Source organism: Ignavibacteriota bacterium (assembly GCA_016212665.1).
In the GTDB taxonomy this organism is placed as follows: domain Bacteria; phylum Bacteroidota; class Ignavibacteria; order UBA10030; family SZUA-254; genus FW602-bin19.
The window spans coordinates 168701-187352 of sequence record JACREZ010000016.1 but is presented as its reverse complement, the minus strand read 5'-3'; the positions used below and the strand labels follow the sequence as shown (position 1 = coordinate 187352).

Below are 18652 nucleotides of genomic sequence, written 5' to 3'. Positions count from 1 at the left end.
AAAGTTTCCAAGTCGGATAAATCCGACTGAACGGAAAAAGCATTCTTCAAGAATGCTTGCCGAACTGTAGCGTTGCCGTTTACGGCAATGCTACTACAAAGAAATTTCCATGACAACAATTGACTCAAAACAAAATTCACTACATTTTATTCTGATTGATTGTCTCAACAATCTGCTGTGCAACTTCCAGCGCCTGCAAACCTTCTTCCGCCGTCACGGGCGGCTGTTTGTCATTCAACACGGCATCAACGAACAGTTCAAGTTCATACTTCAGCGCATTCACTTCTTTGATTTCCGGTTGCTCATAGACAATCTTTCGTTGCACTTTCCCCTGTGTGATTGCGCCGAGACGCATCGTGTGCTTTGCGCTTTCATCATCCTCATCCACAAGCCGGAACACTTCCGCTACGCCATCGGAAAAATCAACGGAGATATATGCGTCGCGTTGGAACAACCGCATTTTTCTCATCTTTTTTTGAGAGATGCGGCTCGCCGTAACATTGGCAACGCATCCGTTTTCAAACTGAATTCTCGCGTTGGCAATATCCGCCGTATCGGAAACAACCGCAACGCCGTTTGCCTGAATATTTTTCACTTTTGATTGCACGAGACTTAAGATAATATCAATGTCGTGAATCATCAAATCGAGTACAACGGCAACATCCGTCCCGCGCGGGTTGAACTGCGCAAGCCGGTGCGATTCCACAAACATCGGGCGAATCCGATATTTCTCCAACGCAAGCAACGCCGGGTTGAACCGCTCGATATGTCCGACCTGAATCTTCACGTTGTGCTTACGGGAAAGTTTGACTAACTCTTTCGCTTCTTCAATCGTTGTCGTAATTGGCTTTTCGATAAAGACATGCTTACCGCGTTTGATTGCCTCACTTGCAATTCCACAATGTAATGTTGTCGGAGTCGTAACACTCACTGCGTCAGTTGCATCGAGCAATTCCTCAACCGAAAGAAACGCTTTACAGTTGTACTCACGGGCGCGTTCATTTGCCCGCGCTGAATCAACATCAAACAAACCGACAAGTTGCGCCGAATCGATTCCCGCGTACATCTTCGCATGAAGCGAACCGAGATGACCAACGCCAATGACACCAACCTTAAGTTTATTTTCCATTACTGAATCTCCGAATGACGAACCTGATAGACTGAATAATACTGCGGCGCAGTTTCACCGATGCGTAAACTGCCGACCATTTTTGTGAATAACGGAATCAACGTGCTGTCGTTCAACGCAAACGGTCGCTCCGCATTATGCACAAGGTAATCTGCTTTGCAAAATGACTGATAGTATTTTTTTCCGATGATTCCGTACGGCGTGTTTCCCTGATGAAGAAGCGGAATCACTTCGGGAGAAATCAACCCGGCAGTATCAAAAATTTTCCGTTGTGAAAAATATCCGACTGCCCCGATATCCGGCATGACAACCGTCGAGCCTTCGGGTGTGTTATCTCTCAGCCATTTTCCAATCGAAACGAAACAGTAATCCATAATTCCCCGCTGGAACGACTCTGCTCGCGGCAACACTATCTGATGATACACAATTCTGTTTTCGAGCGAACCCGCAAGAGCGAGAACTACCATCCCGGCAAACATAAATCGCTGTGCAGGTGAATTTCTCAAAACATACGAGAACAATAAAAACGCATTGAGAATAATAAACGGAACGACGATGACCAAATACCGCGAGAAAACATTCACGCCGGTAACACTATAATAAAGAATTAATAACACACACCACATCAACCCGAGGAAACTCTGTCGGAAAACAAAAAATCGTTCGAGGTGTTCCTCTTCTGTCCGTTCCTTTTGATTTTTTTTGAAAAAGAAAATGATGAGACAAACAATCAGCACGGCAAGTGTTGCACCTTCTGTAATTCCGATGGTCCCGAATGTTTTGACGAGTGTTTGCCACATGTCTTTCACATCGAAGTTCAATCCCGATTTTGCAAGCGCCGTGTTGGGAATCATCGTTCCGAATATACCCTGCGCATAAATGAGCCACGGCGTTAGAAATGCAACGTACATCAATATCAGTTTTACGTTCAACCTCATCGCCCGCTGTTTATCATGAGAATTGATGATAACATCAACAAGAATGAGAGTCATCAGAAGAAATGCTTCCGGGCGAACAAACGTGAGCAACGCAGTAAACACGGTTGCAAGCAAATATTCATTTCTCATGCAATACAAAAACGTGAGTAAAACAAGAAGCACGGCGAGCGAAGTTTCCATTCCGCTCCCAGCCCAACGAATAAACCAAGCGCTTGAAGAAAACACTATCGTCGCGAGAAATGCTGTGACAATATTCCGAATCATTTCAATCGCAAGAATAAAGAAGACAACTATTGCGGCAGAAGCGAGAACTAAATCCAACGTTTTCGCGGCGATGTACAAATCAATTCCCATCTTCCCGCCGAGCGAAACCAGAAGTAACCAGAGCGGACTTGTAAATCCGTATGTCGGCTCTCCTGCGTTGAATGACATTCCATCTCCCGCAATAACGTTTCGCGCAAACTGAAGATAGATGAACGTGTCATCCGGAGTGTAACTGAAATGCAAACTTGCCGTGATATAAAAAACGATGACAACGACCGGCACTCCGACGATTGCCAGCATTTTTACAAACGTATCCCGACTAACATTCTTCTTCGTATCTGATGAAAATAATGAGAACATGATATCCTGAATTTCTTCGCGTCACTCCGCGTCTTCTTTGCGCTCTTTGCGGTTAAATATTGACCGTGTTTAGAGCAGAATTGTGAACAATCGAACGAATCCACTCCCCAAACTCTTCGACGCTATGAAAAAGATATTCCACATCCATCTGCATGACTTGTTCTTTTCCGTATGAATCCCAAACAACCGCCGCCATCTGAACTCCTGCTTCATTTGCCGCTTTTATATCATTGACTGCATCACCAACCATCAACGCTTCACTGGGTTCTATTCCGAACGCGCCAAGAACTTTCTTAATACCTTCTGATGATGGTTTATGATTCACAACATCGGTTCCTGTTACAATCAAATCGAAGTTGTGTTGTATGCCAAGTGCATTCAGCGTGATAAGTGTGCTTCGTCTTCCTTTACCGGTAAAAATTGCCAGAAGAATTCCCTGCTCTTTGAGATATTCTAAAATCTCTTGGATGCCATCATACGCATTCGCCATTGACGAATGATGGGATTCATAAAATGTGAAGAAATCGTCCAACGCTTCCTCAACCCGTTCCTTCCCGACAATCCGCTCAATGGCGATTTCTTCCGGCGGACCGAACATGCCGGTAATTTCCTTCGGTGTGAAACTTTTGCCAACATATTTTTCGGTGACATGATTGAACGTAGCAAAAATCAGTTCATTCGTTTGGGTAAGTGTGCCGTCTAAATCGAAGATAAAACAAGAAAAGCGTTTCATGCGGGGAAAATATACCAAAAAGCGACCATGATTCATAGAGACGCATCTCATCCCTGTTGTCTCATACGAAAGATGAATCTCGTCCCGCATTTCCGTATATTCATCCCGCTATGGAAAAAAATTCTGAAATTGTATTAACTATTGAAAGTCTTTCCGGCGACGGAAAAACAGTTGCACATCATGAGGGCTTAGTTTTCTTTGTTGAGGACGCGGTACCGGGTGATATTGTCAAAGCAAAAATCTGGAAACTCAAGAAGAATTACGCAGAAGCGCGTGCAGTGGAGATTCTCACTCCGTCGCCGCATCGAATTGAAGCAAAATGCAAACATTTCGGTACGTGCGGCGGTTGCCGGTGGCAATCGCTTGCGTACGAAGCGCAACTTCAGTTCAAGCACAAGAATATTGTTGATGTGTTCAAACGTATCGGTGGATTTGAAAACCTCGATGTTCGTCCCGTGATTGGCTGTGAACCGCCATACTTTTATAGAAACAAGATGGAGTTTACTTTTTCAAACGAGCGATGGCTAACGAGCGAGGAGATGGAACACAAAGATGAAATCAAACGGGAAGTTGCAGTTGGATTACACATTCCCGAACGGTACGATAAAGTTCTGAATGTCGAGGAGTGTTACCTGCAATCGGAAACCAGCACACGAATTCTTAATACCGTACGGGAGATTTGTCAGTTGTGGGAGATGAATGCCTACTCAACCAAAACACACACCGGGTACTTGCGCCATTTGGTTATTCGCGAAGCAAAGCATACCGGAGAGCGGATGATTAACCTCGTCACGACAAACGATTGGCAGGAAGCAATGCAGAAAATGACTACGTTGTTGTTGAAAGAATTTCCTGATACGACAACGATCGTCAATAACATCACTGAGAGAAAATCAATGGTGGCGTTCGGTGACAAGGAAAAAGTGTATTACGGCAACGGCTACATAACCGAGAAGATTGGAACTTACACATTTCATATTTCCGCAAACTCATTCTTTCAGACGAATACATTGCAAACGGAAAAATTGTATTCGATTGCAAAAGAATTTGTCGCACTTCAACCAACCGATGTTGTGTATGATTTGTACAGCGGCACAGGAACGATTGCGTTGTTTCTCTCGGATGCGTGTGAACGTGTTGTCGGAATTGAAGTGGTTGAAAGCGCAATTGCCGATGCACAACGAAATGCAGAACTAAACAAAGTGGTGAATTGCTTTTTCCTGAAGGGAAATCTCACGGAAGGATTGTACTCGAAAAAAGATGAAGAGCAGACAAAAGCCGGGTGGCTTCACGAACACCCGAAACCAAATGTCGTTGTGCTGGACCCGCCCCGAAGCGGCGTTCACCCGAAAGTTATTGACCAGATTATCAGATTGAAGCCAGAGAGAATTGTGTACGTCAGTTGCAATCCATCAACACAAGCACGCGACGCTAAAATGCTTGCTGATGGTGGGTTCTCGCTCGATGTTATTCAGCCGGTTGATATGTTTCCGCACACCGACCATATTGAGACTGTTGCGCGATTCACGTGCGCGAAGTGATACGTTACCTGTTATCCGTTACTCGTACGAACAACGAGTAACGGATAACAGATAACGAATAATCAACTCTCAGTTTTTCGATTTACTTTTCTGTTCAACAAATCCTGCAATCTTCTCCGCTTCAGGAAAGAGTGTGACTGCTTTTTTCAGTTGCGTATCAATGTTTTGGGTGATTGTGTACCAGCCCTCATCGCTCCAGAACGAACGTGCAATGTACGATTTCAATCGAACCTTGTTGAAGAATTCGTCTTTCGCAAACTGCTCATCATCAATTTTCACATCTTTCTTGCCAACAAACTCTTTGAACTTCTTGAACATGTCTTCTGAAACTTCAAATGATTTTGCAAAGCCTCGTAAGTCTGAGCCGTACGTTCCACGCAACGATTGTCCGTCACCATCGAGATACGCGGAGATGAATTGATAATACACATCGCGTCGCATCATATTCTTCGTCAGTTCTGTCAGTTCCATCGGCTTCACGATATAATCCGGAGTGATGCCGCCGCCGCCATAGACAATGCGCCCGCCGTCTGTTTTATACTTCGGCTTCGTTGAATCGCTTGTAATAGTTGAATCAATTTCATGTCCGATGTTGTCCCCCTCTTCTTCATCTCGTTGCGCCGCTTCTTTTATGTATTGTCCTTTCCCTTTTCCGGAATAGGGACGTTGAATCAATCGTCCGCTCGGAGTATAATAGCGCGCAATCGTCAACCGAACGGCGGAACCATCGTTCAAATCCCACTGCCGCTGAACGAGACCTTTCCCGAAACTCGTTTCACCGACCACCAATCCTCTGTCCCAATCCTGAATTGCGCCGGAAACAATTTCGCTTGCGCTTGCAGAGGCGTGACTGATAAGAACAATGAGGGGAAGTTTCTCATATTCATCTCCGCTCTTTGCAAAGTACGATTCATCCATCCCACCGCTCCGTGATTTTGTATAAACAATTTTCCGTTGCTCATCATCCTTCGCCCCTTCGATAAACAAATCGGACATCTTCACTGCTTCGTGCATGTAGCCGCCGGGGTTATCGCGCAAATCAAGCACAAGTTGGCTCATCCCTTGACTTTTCAACTTCGCCAACGCTTCTACCAATTCTTTTGTTGTCGTCGCGCTGAAACGATTGATGCTCACATAGCCGGTTGTTTCATCAAGCATTATGGCAACATCGAGACTTGTCAATGCAATAAGGTCTCTCGTAATTTCATAGACGAGCGGTTCGGGAACTCCGGTTCGTGAAATCGTTACTGTTACTTTCGTCCCTTTCGGTCCGCGTAATTTTTTTGATGCCTGTTCGGTCGTAATTCCCACCGCTGTCGAATCACCAATCTTCACAATCTTATCGTTTGATAAAATACCAAGCCGCGCTGCGGGACTTCCGCCCATAGGTTCGGCAACCGTAATCGTATCATTCAAAGAAACAATTTGCAAGCCCACGCCCTGATACGAGCCCTGAAATTGTTCCGCTTCCCGCTCGGTGACACGCGGCGGCATATAGATAGAGTGCGGGTCAAGTTGACCGAGCAAGCCGTTGATTGCCGCTTCGTTAAGTTTAGCAACATCAACTTCGTCAACATAAAATTTTTGAGTGAGTGAAAGAACGTCTTGGAATTTTTTCATCTGTTCGAAGAGCGAATCACCCGAGATGACACGGTCAACACCGAAGCCGATAACGAGCGAAAGAAGAATAAGAGCAGAGGCAGTCCAGATTGATACTTGGCGTTTCATGACAGGATAGTTCCCTAAAATTAAATTGTTTTTGAAAAATTCTTAATAAATGTAGAAAGTTTGAGACCGATTACCAAACACCTATTGTGCTGATAAAATTCCAAGAAAGAAGGAATCATAAATGGTGCTACACAACCCCCTATTTCAATCCCATAAAATCTTCACTTCATAAGGAGTGAATTGCTTATCTTTTGTAACAATGGTCATGTCCTCACAGATTGCCTGAGTGATTATCATTCGGTCGAACGGGTCGCGATGGTAGAATGGAAGTGTGGTCAAATGAATAAAGTGTTCTGATTCCAATTGCAAGACTGCAAATCCGTTCTGTCTTATTAGTGAAAGTATCCCCTGAACATCAGAAGAAAAAGATAATTTTTTCAGGTGGATTTTTATTGCCATTTCCCAAATAGAAGCACTGCTAACAAATTTTATGTTTGACTTGTTTTCAATCTCTGCACGTGCTGTTGTTGATAATTTTTCGTCACCATTAAAGAACCACAACAAAGCATGGCTATCAAGCAACAATTTCATTCCATGTATTCCTTGAAGTCCTCAAGTGGAGCATCAAAATCATCAGACATCATAATTTGCCCTTTAGCACATCCAAATTTGGGACCCTCGAAAGGGGCTGATTCTTTCTCCTTTTTTGCTATGAGAAAATCAATAAAGTCTACGACCTCATGTTTGAGATTATCCGGCAAAGTTGAGAGTTTACTATAAATTAATGTATCGGACATATATTGTGATAATTTATTTCTATAAAATAATGAGAATCTTCATCAAGTCAAAGATAAAGATTCTATCATTCAGTTACCACTAACTTAAATCCCTTCCCATGAACATTCAGAATCTCAATCCGTGAATCGCTTTTGAGATAGGAACGGAGTCGTGAAATAAAAACATCCATGCTTCGACCGTTGAAGTAACTGTCGTCGCCCCATATTTCTTTCAGTGCAAGTTCACGTTCGAGCGTTGCGTTGAGATGAAGACAAAACAACTTCAGCAACTCTGCTTCTTTTGCTGTCAACTTTTGTTTTTTATTTTTTATTTGAAGCGTTTGCCGTTCGTAATCAAACACATAATTCCCGATGGTGAAGGTTGTTCCGTCGTGTGAATGGTGAGAAGGTGCAACACTTCGTTTCAGAACCGCCTGAATTCTTAACGCAAGTTCTTCCATGCTGAACGGTTTCGTGATGTAATCGTCCGCGCCGATTTTCAATCCTTCGATTCTATCTTCCTTCAATGATTTTGCCGTGAGAAAAATAAGCGGCGTTTGTTGGTCGCGCTCGCGGACTTCCCGTGCAAAAGTGAAACCGTCTTTCTTCGGCATCATCACATCAACGAGACATAAATCGAATCGTTCGGCAGTATAGGCTTTCATACCGTCATCGCCGTTTGTGCAGAGTTTCACTTCGTAGCCGCGCAGTTCCAAGTTCTCCTGAAGCATGAATCCGAGATTCGGGTCGTCTTCTAACAATAATATTTTTTTTTCAGCCATTCATCTCTCCATCAAGCAAAGGAAATATCAATTGAACCGTTGTCCCTTTTCCGGGTTCGCTTGCAATTATTACATCTCCTCCGTGCGCGTTCATCATCAGTTTCACATAACTGAGTCCAAGCCCGAATCCTTTTACATCATGCCTGTTGCAGGTCGGGACACGGTAATATTTATCGAACACTTTCTTTAATTCCTCTTCGTTGATACCGATTCCATGGTCTTCAATTGTTACTATCAAATACTGTGGTGAAGAATCAGCAATAATCGAGGCACGAGATTCCTCACCCGCTGAAGCGGGGTTCGGAATGACAGTTTTGTGGAGTATGAAAGCATTTTTACTGAACGAGTTGGAAGTATGGACTTCAATTGACGGCTTTTCCGGCGAATATTTGTTCGCGTTATCAAGAATATTGTGAAGGATATTTTCAACATGAACGCGCTCTCCATTAACGACAGAATGAAGCGCACCATAGTTGCACGAAATGGTTCCCTGTTTTGCTTCCACTTGCAACGCAATGTTCGCGGTTGCTCTTTCAATCAGTTCATGAACTTCAATCGGGGAACATTTCAATTCAAAATCTCCCTCTTCAATCACAGCCATCTGGAGAATTTTATCAACTTGTTTTTTCATCCTCAGATTTTCATCCCGGATGACACTGCCGTAACGCTGAACCTTTTCTTTATTCTCGATGACATCTTCCCGCATGATTGTTTCGGTTGCTACCGAGATTGTTGAAATGGGAGTTTTGAATTCGTGCGTCATATTGTTGATGAAATCTGTCAGCCGTACTGCAAAATGTTTTTGTTTGATGATTGTTCGGACAGCAACCACGAAACAGAGAATCAAAATCGTCATCAACACTATCGTTAGTGCAAGTTGTACACCGACTTGCTTCAGCATAAACATTTTCTGCCCGGGAAAATACAAGAGCAACTGATTTGTGCTCGAAAGAAAATCACCCGGGAACAATTGGTTCTGAAACTCCGTCGTCAGAATTTCCGGTGAATAGTTTGAAGGTTGAGCAATTCTCAGTGAATCGTTACGTTCAGAACGAACGCCGAATTCGTATGGCAATTCGATGCCGTTTTCATGCAGACTGAGTTTGATGAGCGAGTCTAATAATATAGGATTGATTCTCCTCTCAATCGGTTCACGTTCTGCGACCGAGAGATTTTCTATCACCTTTCCCACCAATCGTTGTTTTCGTTCAAACTTTTCATCGCCGGAAAAAACTCCGCTTGCATCGCCTTCGTTCGTCTTCAACGTGAACGTCATGCTGTCAAGAATCAATTTGTAAAAAAAATCTCCCTGCGAATATTTCGATTTGTTTGTCAAAACGGAATATTCACCCTCGTTCAGTGAAGAATCAACCAACACGGTATCCTGTCTTCCCAACGCATCATACACGCGAAGTTTGACGTGCTGTGGTTTATCCAATCTGTACCGAATCGTATCCCGTTCAACCCACAGTGGCGGCTCCGTAACTTTAATACCGGCAAAAACAATAACACTGTCGCGTTCACTCTTGTGTTCGATGGTCGTGTCAACATCAACGCGAACAACATTCACCGGAGAGCGTTTGTGCGTGTTCACAATGAACTTGAACACATTGCCCGCGGCTTCCGTTGCTTCGAGCCGCTCAGCAACGCGATTCATCGCCGCGTGAACGCTTTGCCGGAATGTTTGCTCTTTCAAAGCAAAAGCATCACTCAGCAAATTGTATTGCAACCACACCAAGCCCGCAAGCGAGAGAACCAGCAGGGCTATAATAAGTTGCACGGTTTGAGTTCTTAGTTTCATTGCACAAATGTACGAGTTTCAGAGTAAACAACCACGTGCATTAACATTTGTTAACACTAAATAACGTTTTTTAACTCGGAGAATCGAAACAGTTTCGGTAAGTTATGCGTGTACAAAACAAAGACCACCAAGTCATTGCGAGCCACGCTTCAGCGAGGCGAAGCAATCTCATGGCGAATCTGAAATCATTGTAAGAGATTACTTCGTCGTCTCGATTTCATCGGGACTCCTCGTAATGACAGTTACTTTTTAAACTATACCACAAGGATTTATTTTATGAAACATAATAAATATCTCACACTATTCTTTGCACTACTGATTGCGGCAACAACCATTCTTTCTGCGCAAGAAAAAAAGATTATCAAGAAAGAAGGTGGCGGAACGTGGGTCAATGAAGAAGGCGACATCTTTGACGTTCCCGAACTTGCTGTGTTCATCACACAAGAAGGAGATGACCTCGTCATCACCAATGTCATGGAGGAGAACGCACGACCGAAAGGATACGAAGACATTGACGTTCAATTGAACGATGTCATTCTGATGGCGAACGGGAAGAGGATGAAAACGATCCGCGATTTGCAAAACCTTTATAAAGAAGCAAAGCCGGGAACAACAATTAAACTCGGCATGAAGCGCGGCGAAGACATGTTGCTCGCTTCGTTCGATAAAGCCGACCCGGAGAAACTTCCGAAACGGAAGATGATTGTCAAAACAATGGATGGCGGCGAAATGGATATGATGGGAATTCCGCAAGTGGGATTACTCATCGGCTCGAAAGGGAAGGAAGTGTTTATTTCAGAAGTGTTTGATGATATAGAAGAAAAACTTCCCGATGCCGATGTGAAAAAAGGAGACGTCATTACCAAACTGAATGGTAAAGAAATTTCTTCCTTCAAAGATTTCTCCAAAGCATACGGGAAACTCGATGTCGGCGAGAAGGTTGTACTTGCGACATTGCGTTCAGGAAAAACCTACACGATTACGTTTAAGAAACCGAAAGAAGAAGGCGGGATGAAAGTTATTCGGAAGACGATTGGCGACTAACTCAATCCTAAATCTTCAATCATGAATCATCTACGTTTTATCTTTTGTTGGTTACTGGTTACCGGTTTCTGGTTACTGGTTACTTATGATAGTTTGAGTCAAACCGGAACGTACTACAACCAACGCGACGACCAATACCGCGTTCTCGGATTGAAGCGCGCAAAGGAAGCGTTTGAAGCGGCAAGGAAAGATTTCGAGCGGCAGAAAGAATTGTTCACCAAAGGACTTATCTCGCACGCAGAACTCGACCGTGTTCAGGCTAATTTTTCTGATGCGGAAGTGAATTATCAGCAATCGCTTCTTGCCGTGTTGTTCGAACAGCAATATGTAACCATCAGCAAAGCGATGAAGTATCAGGCGAATGACGGAAGCAAACGCGTTCGGCTTCATGTGGAAAATGCTTCGGGCGGAAGCGCTGAGTTCCGGAAGTTGCTGAATATTGATGATGAACTTTTCCGTTCTCTTCAACCAGACATTGTGAACAACGTGTATATTTCTCTGCTCAACAATGAAAGTTCCGTCATCAGTCAGCCGTATGAAGCGAAGATTGCCGAGTTGCGATTCGGTGAACCGAAGATTTTGGACTTCACGCTTTTGCAAGACCTTGATGCGGTCACCGTGAATATGATTTACGGAAACGGTTCGCAACGAAGTCTGAAAGTGTTCTTGGAAAAAGATGTTACTGTGAACAAAGTGATTGTTCAATCACAACAGTTTTCTCAGGAAGCGGAACTCGGCAACACTGCCTCATTCGATTTGACACTGGAATTGTTCGGAGGCATCGGAAAGACGTTCAATCTTGAAGTTGTGAATTTACCGACGCAACTCAATCGCTTTTTCAAAGACCCGTCAACGCAGGCGCGACTCAGTCAGTTTAAGTTCATGGAAAATGTGAACACACGGAAAGCCGCGCTCGATGTAACGCTTCCCGACCGCGCAGCCAATGCGGTTGAGATGGACAAACCGATACAGTTTTTTGTCCTTGTGATTCCGACAGAACAAACGAAAGAACTAACCAATCTTCAATCGCGCCAATGGACGCAGGAAGAAATCGAAAATCTTAAAATCGGATTTGTGAAACTTGAAATACTTCCTCGCGGCAAGGGGCGATTACTCGTTCGCGCTCAACAACTCTTCCACTCTATCAAAGCAGATGAATCGGTGGAAATGAGTATTGAAATTGTGAACGAAGGCTCACGCCGGCTCGACAATGTCGAAATCAATGTTGACCCGCCGCTCAACTGGACAAAAGTCATTGAACCGAATGTCATTTCCTCGCTTGAGGTCGGCGAAGAAAAACGGGTAACGCTTCGCTTCACTCCCCCGAACGATGTGAGCATCGGAAGATACGAAGCGCGCATCCGTACGACTTCCCTTTCCGACAATCAACCGGTCGTCGGTGAAGATAAAACCGTCGTCATGGAAGTTGTTGCTGAGACGAACATTCTCGGAACTTCCCTGCTCGTGTTGCTCATCGTCGGACTTGTTGCAGGCATGGTGATTTTCGGAATTAAATTATCGAAGAGATAAAAAAACTCAGTGTCTCCGTGCCTCAGTGGTTATATTTAACTACCGAGACACAGAGGCACAGAGAAAAAAAATCAAACAACAATAAATAAATAAACAATGAACCAAGAATTATCGAACAGTAACCCCAAACCCGAAACCCGAAACCTATTACTCGAAGCCGTGAACCTGACGAAACGTTATGAGGACGGAATTCTCGCTCTCGACCATGTTTCTTTCGGTATCAAACAAGGTGAAATTTACGCGATGCTTGGCGGGAACGGAGCGGGCAAGACAACAACCATTAATCTCTTTCTCAACTTCATTGAACCGACAGAAGGCGAAGCGAGAGTTGATGGAATTGTTACACACAAAGAACCGTTGAGAGCGAAAGGGAAACTCGCGTATGTGTCGGAGAATGTGATGTTGTACCCGAACTTTACTGCAATTCAAAATCTTGATTTCTTCGCGCGGCTCGGAGGAAAAACATCGTACACAAAAAATGATTACCGCGAAGTTCTGCTTCGAGTCGGCTTGCAGGAAGAAGCGCATCATAAACGGCTCAAAGGATTCTCGAAAGGAATGAGGCAAAAAAGCGGAATTGCAATTGCGATTCTCAAAGACGCGCCTGCAATCCTGCTTGATGAACCGACAAGCGGACTTGACCCGCAAGCCGGATATGAATTTATGAAGTTGCTCGATTCGCTTCGAAGCGAAGGCAAAGCAATTCTCATGTCCACGCACGATATTTTTCGCGCGAAAGAAATTGCCGACATCGTCGGCATCATGAGCAAAGGTTCACTCATCATGCAGCAACCCGCGCGGGAGTTGGCAGAAACCAATCTCGTCGAGTTGTACATGCACTACATGGCGGGACATCTCGAACAGGCAGCGTAAGGAGAAACCATGACACGACTCATCATCGAAAAAGAATTACGTGAAATCATCAGCTCGACGAAATTTGCTGTGAGTTTCGGCGTGTGCGCTTTACTGATTCTTCTCTCGTTCACTATCGGCGCGAAGAATTATCACGTGAGCGTCGCACAGTATGAAGCGGCAAAGCGCGAAAACATCCAGCAGATGGAGGGTTTGACCGATTGGTTCAGCGTGCGCAATCATCGCATCTTTCTTCCGCCGCAACCGCTTGCAAGTTTAGTGAACGGCGTTTCCAACGACATCGGTCGTACCATTGAAATGCAGGGACGCGGCGAACTCACCGCCGATGACAGTCGCTACAACGACGAACCGATGTTTGCCATTTTCCGCTTTCTTGATTTGGAATTTATTTTTCAAATCGTTCTTTCCCTCTTTGCCATCGTCTTCGCGTTCGACTCCATCAACGGAGAGAAAGAGCGCGGCACACTCCGGCTTTCGTTTGCCAATGCCGTACCGCGCGAGCAATATATTCTCGGAAAATTACTCGGTTCGTTTCTCGCACTCGGTCTTCCTCTCATCATCGCAATCCTCATCGGTTGCCTGACGCTTCCGCTTCTTGGTATCTCGTTGAATGCAGATGAATGGCTTCGCCTCACGCTCGTTATCGGCGCGGGATTGTTGTACTTCGGATTGTTTCTCTCTCTCTCCATTTTTGTTTCCGCACTCACGCATTCTTCGTCTCATTCTTTTTTGATGTTGCTCGTCATCTGGATATTGAGTGTGTTGATAATTCCGCGTGCATCGGTTCTGCTTGCCGGTCGTGCCGTTGATGTTCCTTCCGTTGATGAACTTGCTTCACAGAAGAATCGCTTCGCCTCACAATTGTGGAAAGAAGACCGCGAAAAAATGGCTGCGTTCAAATCAACTGCCACTGAACCGATGAAACAGATGGAAGAGTTTCAGCAATTCATGGGAAAACAAAATGACGAGCGTGATAAAAAGATGCAGGAATTTTCCGGCAAGTTGAATGAAGACAGAGCAAACCGTCAAACCGTTCAGCAGAATCTTGCACTGAATCTTGCACGCGTTTCACCCGCGACAACGTTCTCACTTCTGGCGATGACACTTTCAGGAACATCGCTTCAACTGAAAGATAAATTCCGTAGCGAAGCGACAGCGTATCAGCAATCGTACGCGAACTTCATCAAAGCAAAAACAGGAATGGTACCCGGCGGACGCATGATGGTCTTTCGCATGGAAGTTAATGGTGAAAAAGCAAAACAGATTGACCCGTACGAAATGCCTGTGTTCGAGTATCACCCGTTCACACTCAACGAGGTCTTTAATTCAAGCATGATTGATTTTGGACTGCTCGTTGTTTTCAATCTGCTCTTCTTCGTGGGAGCGTACATCGCCTTCATTCGTTATGATGTTCGTTAACAGCGCAGTTTCCTGTTTACAGTTTTCAGTCTCCTGTTATCATCATGATAAATTGACTCAATCTGCAATCCCTACGGGTCATAGACGTAAATCGTCAATCAAATAAAGTCTAATTCGCATTTGGCAATTCGAAATCCGAAATAATATTATGCTTACAACTCTCATCATAAAAGAACTCAAGTCCATTCTTCTCAGTCCAAAGTTCACAGCAACCTTTGCGGTTTGTTCACTCCTGATGTTGCTCAGCACGTTCATCGGAATTCAGGAGTACCGCTCATCAGTGAAGCAACATGAAACAGCAGTGCAACTTGTTGACCGGGAACTCCGCGAGAAAACCGATTGGATGGCGGTTAGCAACCGCATTTACCGGAAGCCGGACCCGCTCAGCATTTTTGTTACGGGAATTACCAACGATATCGGCAGATGGTCGAGCGTTGACCACTTCAACACGGTGAAACTGCGACACAGCAGTTACTCGGACGACCCGATTTTCGCTCTCTTCCGTTTTGTGGATTTCACTTTCATCGTACAAATCGTGTTATCGCTGTTTGCTATTTTGTTCACGTACGATTCCATCAATGGCGAGCGGGAATCGGGAATGTTGAAATTGGTTTTTTCCAATGCAGTTCCGCGTGTGCAATATATTACGGCAAAGTTTGTCGGCTCGTGGCTCGGACTTGTCCTTCCGCTCACCATTCCGCTTGCCATCAGTTTGCTTCTCGTGATGCTCTATCAAATTCCGTTTACCGCGTACCATTGGTTCAGTCTGTTTCAACTCACCGGGATTTCGTTATTGTACTTTACATTCTTCATGGCTCTCGGAATTTTTATTTCCGCTATGACGAAACACTCGAATGTCTCGTTTCTTCTGAGTTTCGTTATTTGGATTTTGCTCGTGCTGATTATTCCCCGTGTCGGAATTATTACTGCGGGGCAACTCGTTACCGTACCGAATGCGGCGGAGATTGAAGGACAGCGGGATAGTTTTGCAAAAGACCGGTGGGAACAATTCAAAGAGGATTCGGAGAAACGATTTCAGGAACGACAGGCGCAAATGTCCGGCATGAGCGAAGAGGAACAGGAAAAATATCAGGACGATAACATGTGGACGATAATGGTGATGGAGGATTCGCTGAGAAAGCAGGTCGAACGGGACATCAACAACTATTCCGTGAAGTTGAATGAAGATCTCCGCAACCGGAAAGCCGTACAGGAACAATTGGGATTTATTCTCTCTCGCTTCTCACCCGCATCATCCTACCAACTTGCGGTGATGAACCTCGCACAAACAGATATTTATCTCAAGTCACGATATGAACAGAGTTTACTTTCGTACCGCGATGTGTTCAACCAATACACCGACAAGAAGCAAAAGCAATCGGGTGAAGCCGGAGGAATTCGTATTACGATGGATTCGGAAAAAGGATTTTCGTTTTCAACTCCCCGTGAGAAAGGCACGCTGAACATTTCCGACATGCCGAGCTATGAACATCCACAGACGCACGCCTCATTTCCGATGCTTGATTTCGGGTTATTGGTTTTCTTTTCTGTCATTGCATTTTCCGGAGCGTTTATTGGGTTTTTGAGGTATGATGTAAGGTAGAAATGGTTAAAGGTTTAGGGTTAAAGATTGGTTTGAATTCTGAATAATGAGGGGGACTGTTCTACTGTCGACCTTGTTCGATAGGGACTTGGGACTCCATTAAGGACTAAGAATATATGGAACCGCGTAACGAATGGAGAGGAACTCATGTAACCTGAATAAGGTATCCGGCGGGGATCGCTCATGTATTTCTATTCCCGATGTTGGTCTTTTAGAATAACGATTCCACCGCATGATGGAAACATCTCTAAACAGATCTTGTGCTTCGTATCTGTTCATTAATTTGACACCTTTCCATTGTTATCCCGTTGGGGATAAACTAAAATACCTGCTTCATATTTTTTTGAGAGTTCTGAGATAATTGAATCAACCATCCGAAGCGTTCTAATGCATTGATGCTGTGCCAGTGTGTGGGAACGCATAGATCCGAAGATAATTTTAATATTACTTTTGATATTTTGCAGAATACTAACCGCCAATAATTCGCTTCCATAAATTCTCCGATACTCTTCAAGAGATAGTTTTTGATTTCCAGTTGCATTTTCTATTTCACTTAATTCTATTTTGCCAATATACTTGATCAGTTTTATCGCTTCAATGATACGGCTGATATAACTTGTATCATCATCTGATATTTTAGTATTCCGTATAGGTAGAAAACAGTCGCCTGAAATCAATTCGAAGTAATCAAGATAGTAAAGCAGTTTACTCAGATAATATTTTCCAGCTTGGTTAATTCCGACTGTGACTATATCATCAAACTCATTACCATCATTTGAAAACAACAGCCTCCGGGGGTGTGTTAATAATTGGTCTACGGCTTCTCTTATCTCAGTATCTAAATAAGATATTTTCTTCAAGTGTGTTACCAAACCTTCTTTTGTTGTTCCATCACCATGAACCTGACAATACTTTAAACACCTGTACTTAATTAAAAGGTCATTTGCTGAATTTTTTAGGTTTGCAGAAAAAATATTCTCAATAGAGGAACACCGTGAAAAGTATGTTTTATGATTCCAGAGGCCTATGGCGTTTAACAATGTATCAAAGGTTGCAAAATGTTCAACAGTTGTACCGACCCAGATTGACTTAGTTAGCTTCGATACCATTTGAACAACATTCAAATTCCAACTCTGGATAAAACTCAAAACCCAACGTAATCCGACTCGAACGTTGTAATTTGTTAAGTTGTCCAACGCACTAATGATTTCGTTGCTAAAAATTATCTTTATGAAATTCTTGATAAATTCCTCAAAGTCAGAAAATGCAACTGTAATTTCGTCTGTTTTTATCCGCAGTCTACGTACGTTCTTCACCAGCGGGTCATCATATGCAAAGTGGAGCAGGCGTCTCTCAATTACTTTCGATAGAACTGGCGGACGTTGTTCCATCATAAAATATGATATGTATCTTGCATTAGAAATGGTTTCAAAATATCTTGAGTTAATTTCTCTCATGGAAATTATGAATGTAGCACCCGTTGCTTTAGCAAGTCCTTCTGCTATCTGCCAAAAAGTCTTCTGGAAAGAAGGTCTAAATACATCAACATTATCGAAACATATAATAACTTTGTTTGATTGCAGTTGGTACACCAAATCCTTTAAAAAATCAATAATATCCTGCATTTTGCTGGGACAATTTGGAAATCCGTGACCTGAGATGAAGGAGGAATTTTTTGTCATACGTGGAAATTCTTGTTCAAGAAGTTGAATTACTTGCTCATAACCATAATTTTCATATTGCTGAAACACTTTTTCAAGATCAAAATGCAGATACCATAATCCCCTCCCAGCAAACCTCTGATCAGGCAGAAAATTGAGAAACATATGCTGCAGAAAAGTAGATTTTCCACTTCCAATTTCCCCAACGATTTTTAATATCTTTGGCTTAGTATTTACCAATATAAACGAGAGTAGTTCTTTCTCGTATGTGCCAAAGTTATTATCCATATCGAACTCGCTCTGCAATTCTGGATCATTCAACACCACAATTTTTTCCCAACCTTTGCCAGGAATATATTTAGGGTCGGAGAATGTGTGTCTGTCATAAATATAAAGGTTTCGAAGTTTGTCATGCTCAAATTCATCTTGGATGAATACTTGATCAAAAAAACGGCGATATGCCAAATAAAAACCGTTGGGTGCAACCTCTGTGGAAAAAGGTTGAAGTGTCTCATTTTTCTTTATCATAG

Annotated in this window: 15 protein-coding genes; 6 read left to right on the top strand and 9 right to left on the bottom strand. The window is 43.6% G+C overall.

Going from position 1 to position 18652, the window contains the following annotated elements; genetic code table 11:
* Nucleotides 1–139: 139 nt before the first annotated feature.
* The 3 genes from HY960_05590 to HY960_05580 are packed head-to-tail and all read right to left on the bottom strand — an operon-like array spanning nt 140 to nt 3424.
* On the bottom strand, nt 140–1129 hold the full coding sequence (locus HY960_05590; protein MBI5215206.1) for a Gfo/Idh/MocA family oxidoreductase: 990 nt from the start codon (nt 1127–1129) through the stop codon (nt 140–142).
* Nucleotides 1129–2691 carry a hypothetical protein gene (locus tag HY960_05585; protein MBI5215205.1) on the bottom strand — a complete coding sequence of 521 codons (1563 nt, stop codon included), beginning with the start codon at nt 2689–2691 and terminating at the stop codon, nt 1129–1131. Before HY960_05585 ends, HY960_05590 begins: the two co-directional genes overlap by 1 nt.
* 52 nt (nt 2692–2743) lie before the next feature.
* Complete coding sequence (locus HY960_05580; protein ID MBI5215204.1) at nt 2744–3424, bottom strand: HAD family hydrolase; 681 nt, start codon at nt 3422–3424, stop codon at nt 2744–2746.
* Between the two features lie 110 nt (nt 3425–3534).
* Here HY960_05580 and rlmD point away from each other — a divergent pair, with 110 nt between their 5' ends.
* Nucleotides 3535–4965 (top strand): 23S rRNA (uracil(1939)-C(5))-methyltransferase RlmD, encoded by a 1431-nt coding sequence (gene rlmD, locus HY960_05575; GenBank protein ID MBI5215203.1) that lies wholly within the window; start codon nt 3535–3537, stop codon nt 4963–4965.
* A gap of 69 nt (nt 4966–5034) precedes the next feature.
* Here the strand turns inward: rlmD and HY960_05570 are convergent, their stop codons facing one another.
* The 5 genes from HY960_05570 to HY960_05550 all read right to left on the bottom strand — a co-directional run bounded on the left by HY960_05570 (nt 5035) and on the right by HY960_05550 (nt 9992).
* Nucleotides 5035–6693, bottom strand: coding sequence for a S41 family peptidase (locus tag HY960_05570; GenBank protein MBI5215202.1), 1659 nt, complete (start codon nt 6691–6693; stop codon nt 5035–5037).
* Between the two features lie 144 nt (nt 6694–6837).
* Nucleotides 6838–7224, bottom strand: a complete 387-nt coding sequence (locus HY960_05565) for a type II toxin-antitoxin system VapC family toxin (GenBank protein ID MBI5215201.1) — start codon at nt 7222–7224, stop codon at nt 6838–6840.
* Entirely contained in the window at nt 7221–7430 is a 210-nt protein-coding gene (locus HY960_05560; protein MBI5215200.1) for a DUF2281 domain-containing protein, read from the bottom strand. The genes HY960_05565 and HY960_05560 overlap by 4 nt, the downstream gene beginning before the upstream one ends.
* 65 nt (nt 7431–7495) lie before the next feature.
* A complete protein-coding gene (locus HY960_05555; GenBank protein MBI5215199.1) occupies nt 7496–8191 on the bottom strand; it encodes a response regulator transcription factor in 696 nt (231 codons plus the stop codon).
* Complete coding sequence (locus HY960_05550) at nt 8184–9992, bottom strand: HAMP domain-containing histidine kinase (GenBank protein MBI5215198.1); 1809 nt, start codon at nt 9990–9992, stop codon at nt 8184–8186. Before HY960_05550 ends, HY960_05555 begins: the two co-directional genes overlap by 8 nt.
* Nucleotides 9993–10268: 276 nt before the next feature.
* Between HY960_05550 and HY960_05545 the strand changes: the two genes are divergently transcribed.
* The 5 genes from HY960_05545 (at nt 10269) to HY960_05525 (ending at nt 16461) form a co-directional block, all read left to right on the top strand.
* Nucleotides 10269–11036 (top strand): PDZ domain-containing protein, encoded by a 768-nt coding sequence (locus tag HY960_05545; GenBank protein ID MBI5215197.1) that lies wholly within the window; start codon nt 10269–10271, stop codon nt 11034–11036.
* Nucleotides 11037–11057: 21 nt separating this feature from the next.
* On the top strand, nt 11058–12566 hold the full coding sequence (locus tag HY960_05540) for a hypothetical protein (protein ID MBI5215196.1): 1509 nt from the start codon (nt 11058–11060) through the stop codon (nt 12564–12566).
* 96 nt (nt 12567–12662) lie between these two features.
* Nucleotides 12663–13439, top strand: a complete 777-nt coding sequence (locus HY960_05535; GenBank protein ID MBI5215195.1) for an ABC transporter ATP-binding protein — start codon at nt 12663–12665, stop codon at nt 13437–13439.
* 9 nt (nt 13440–13448) lie between these two features.
* Nucleotides 13449–14858 carry an ABC transporter permease gene (locus HY960_05530; protein MBI5215194.1) on the top strand — a complete coding sequence of 470 codons (1410 nt, stop codon included), beginning with the start codon at nt 13449–13451 and terminating at the stop codon, nt 14856–14858.
* A gap of 148 nt (nt 14859–15006) precedes the next feature.
* Nucleotides 15007–16461, top strand: a complete 1455-nt coding sequence (locus tag HY960_05525; protein MBI5215193.1) for an ABC transporter permease — start codon at nt 15007–15009, stop codon at nt 16459–16461.
* Nucleotides 16462–16739: 278 nt separating this feature from the next.
* Here HY960_05525 and HY960_05520 read toward each other — a convergent pair whose 3' ends face one another.
* On the bottom strand, nt 16740–18650 hold the full coding sequence (locus tag HY960_05520) for a hypothetical protein (GenBank protein ID MBI5215192.1): 1911 nt from the start codon (nt 18648–18650) through the stop codon (nt 16740–16742).
* Between the last annotated feature and the right edge of the window lie 2 nt (nt 18651–18652).

What these genes read in the sequence shown, in the direction of transcription:
- HY960_05590 (MBI5215206.1), bottom strand. Translation starts at nt 1,129, where the DNA reads ATGGAAAATAAACTTAAGGTTGGTGTCATTGGCGTTGGTCATCTCGGT.
- HY960_05585 (MBI5215205.1), bottom strand. Translation starts at nt 2,691, where the DNA reads ATGTTCTCATTATTTTCATCAGATACGAAGAAGAATGTTAGTCGGGAT.
- HY960_05580 (MBI5215204.1), bottom strand. Translation starts at nt 3,424, where the DNA reads ATGAAACGCTTTTCTTGTTTTATCTTCGATTTAGACGGCACACTTACC.
- rlmD (MBI5215203.1), top strand. Translation starts at nt 3,535, where the DNA reads ATGGAAAAAAATTCTGAAATTGTATTAACTATTGAAAGTCTTTCCGGC.
- HY960_05570 (MBI5215202.1), bottom strand. Translation starts at nt 6,693, where the DNA reads ATGAAACGCCAAGTATCAATCTGGACTGCCTCTGCTCTTATTCTTCTT.
- HY960_05565 (MBI5215201.1), bottom strand. Translation starts at nt 7,224, where the DNA reads ATGAAATTGTTGCTTGATAGCCATGCTTTGTTGTGGTTCTTTAATGGT.
- HY960_05560 (MBI5215200.1), bottom strand. Translation starts at nt 7,430, where the DNA reads ATGTCCGATACATTAATTTATAGTAAACTCTCAACTTTGCCGGATAAT.
- HY960_05555 (MBI5215199.1), bottom strand. Translation starts at nt 8,191, where the DNA reads ATGGCTGAAAAAAAAATATTATTGTTAGAAGACGACCCGAATCTCGGA.
- HY960_05550 (MBI5215198.1), bottom strand. Translation starts at nt 9,992, where the DNA reads ATGAAACTAAGAACTCAAACCGTGCAACTTATTATAGCCCTGCTGGTT.
- HY960_05545 (MBI5215197.1), top strand. Translation starts at nt 10,269, where the DNA reads ATGAAACATAATAAATATCTCACACTATTCTTTGCACTACTGATTGCG.
- HY960_05540 (MBI5215196.1), top strand. Translation starts at nt 11,058, where the DNA reads ATGAATCATCTACGTTTTATCTTTTGTTGGTTACTGGTTACCGGTTTC.
- HY960_05535 (MBI5215195.1), top strand. Translation starts at nt 12,663, where the DNA reads ATGAACCAAGAATTATCGAACAGTAACCCCAAACCCGAAACCCGAAAC.
- HY960_05530 (MBI5215194.1), top strand. Translation starts at nt 13,449, where the DNA reads ATGACACGACTCATCATCGAAAAAGAATTACGTGAAATCATCAGCTCG.
- HY960_05525 (MBI5215193.1), top strand. Translation starts at nt 15,007, where the DNA reads ATGCTTACAACTCTCATCATAAAAGAACTCAAGTCCATTCTTCTCAGT.
- HY960_05520 (MBI5215192.1), bottom strand. Translation starts at nt 18,650, where the DNA reads ATGATAAAGAAAAATGAGACACTTCAACCTTTTTCCACAGAGGTTGCA.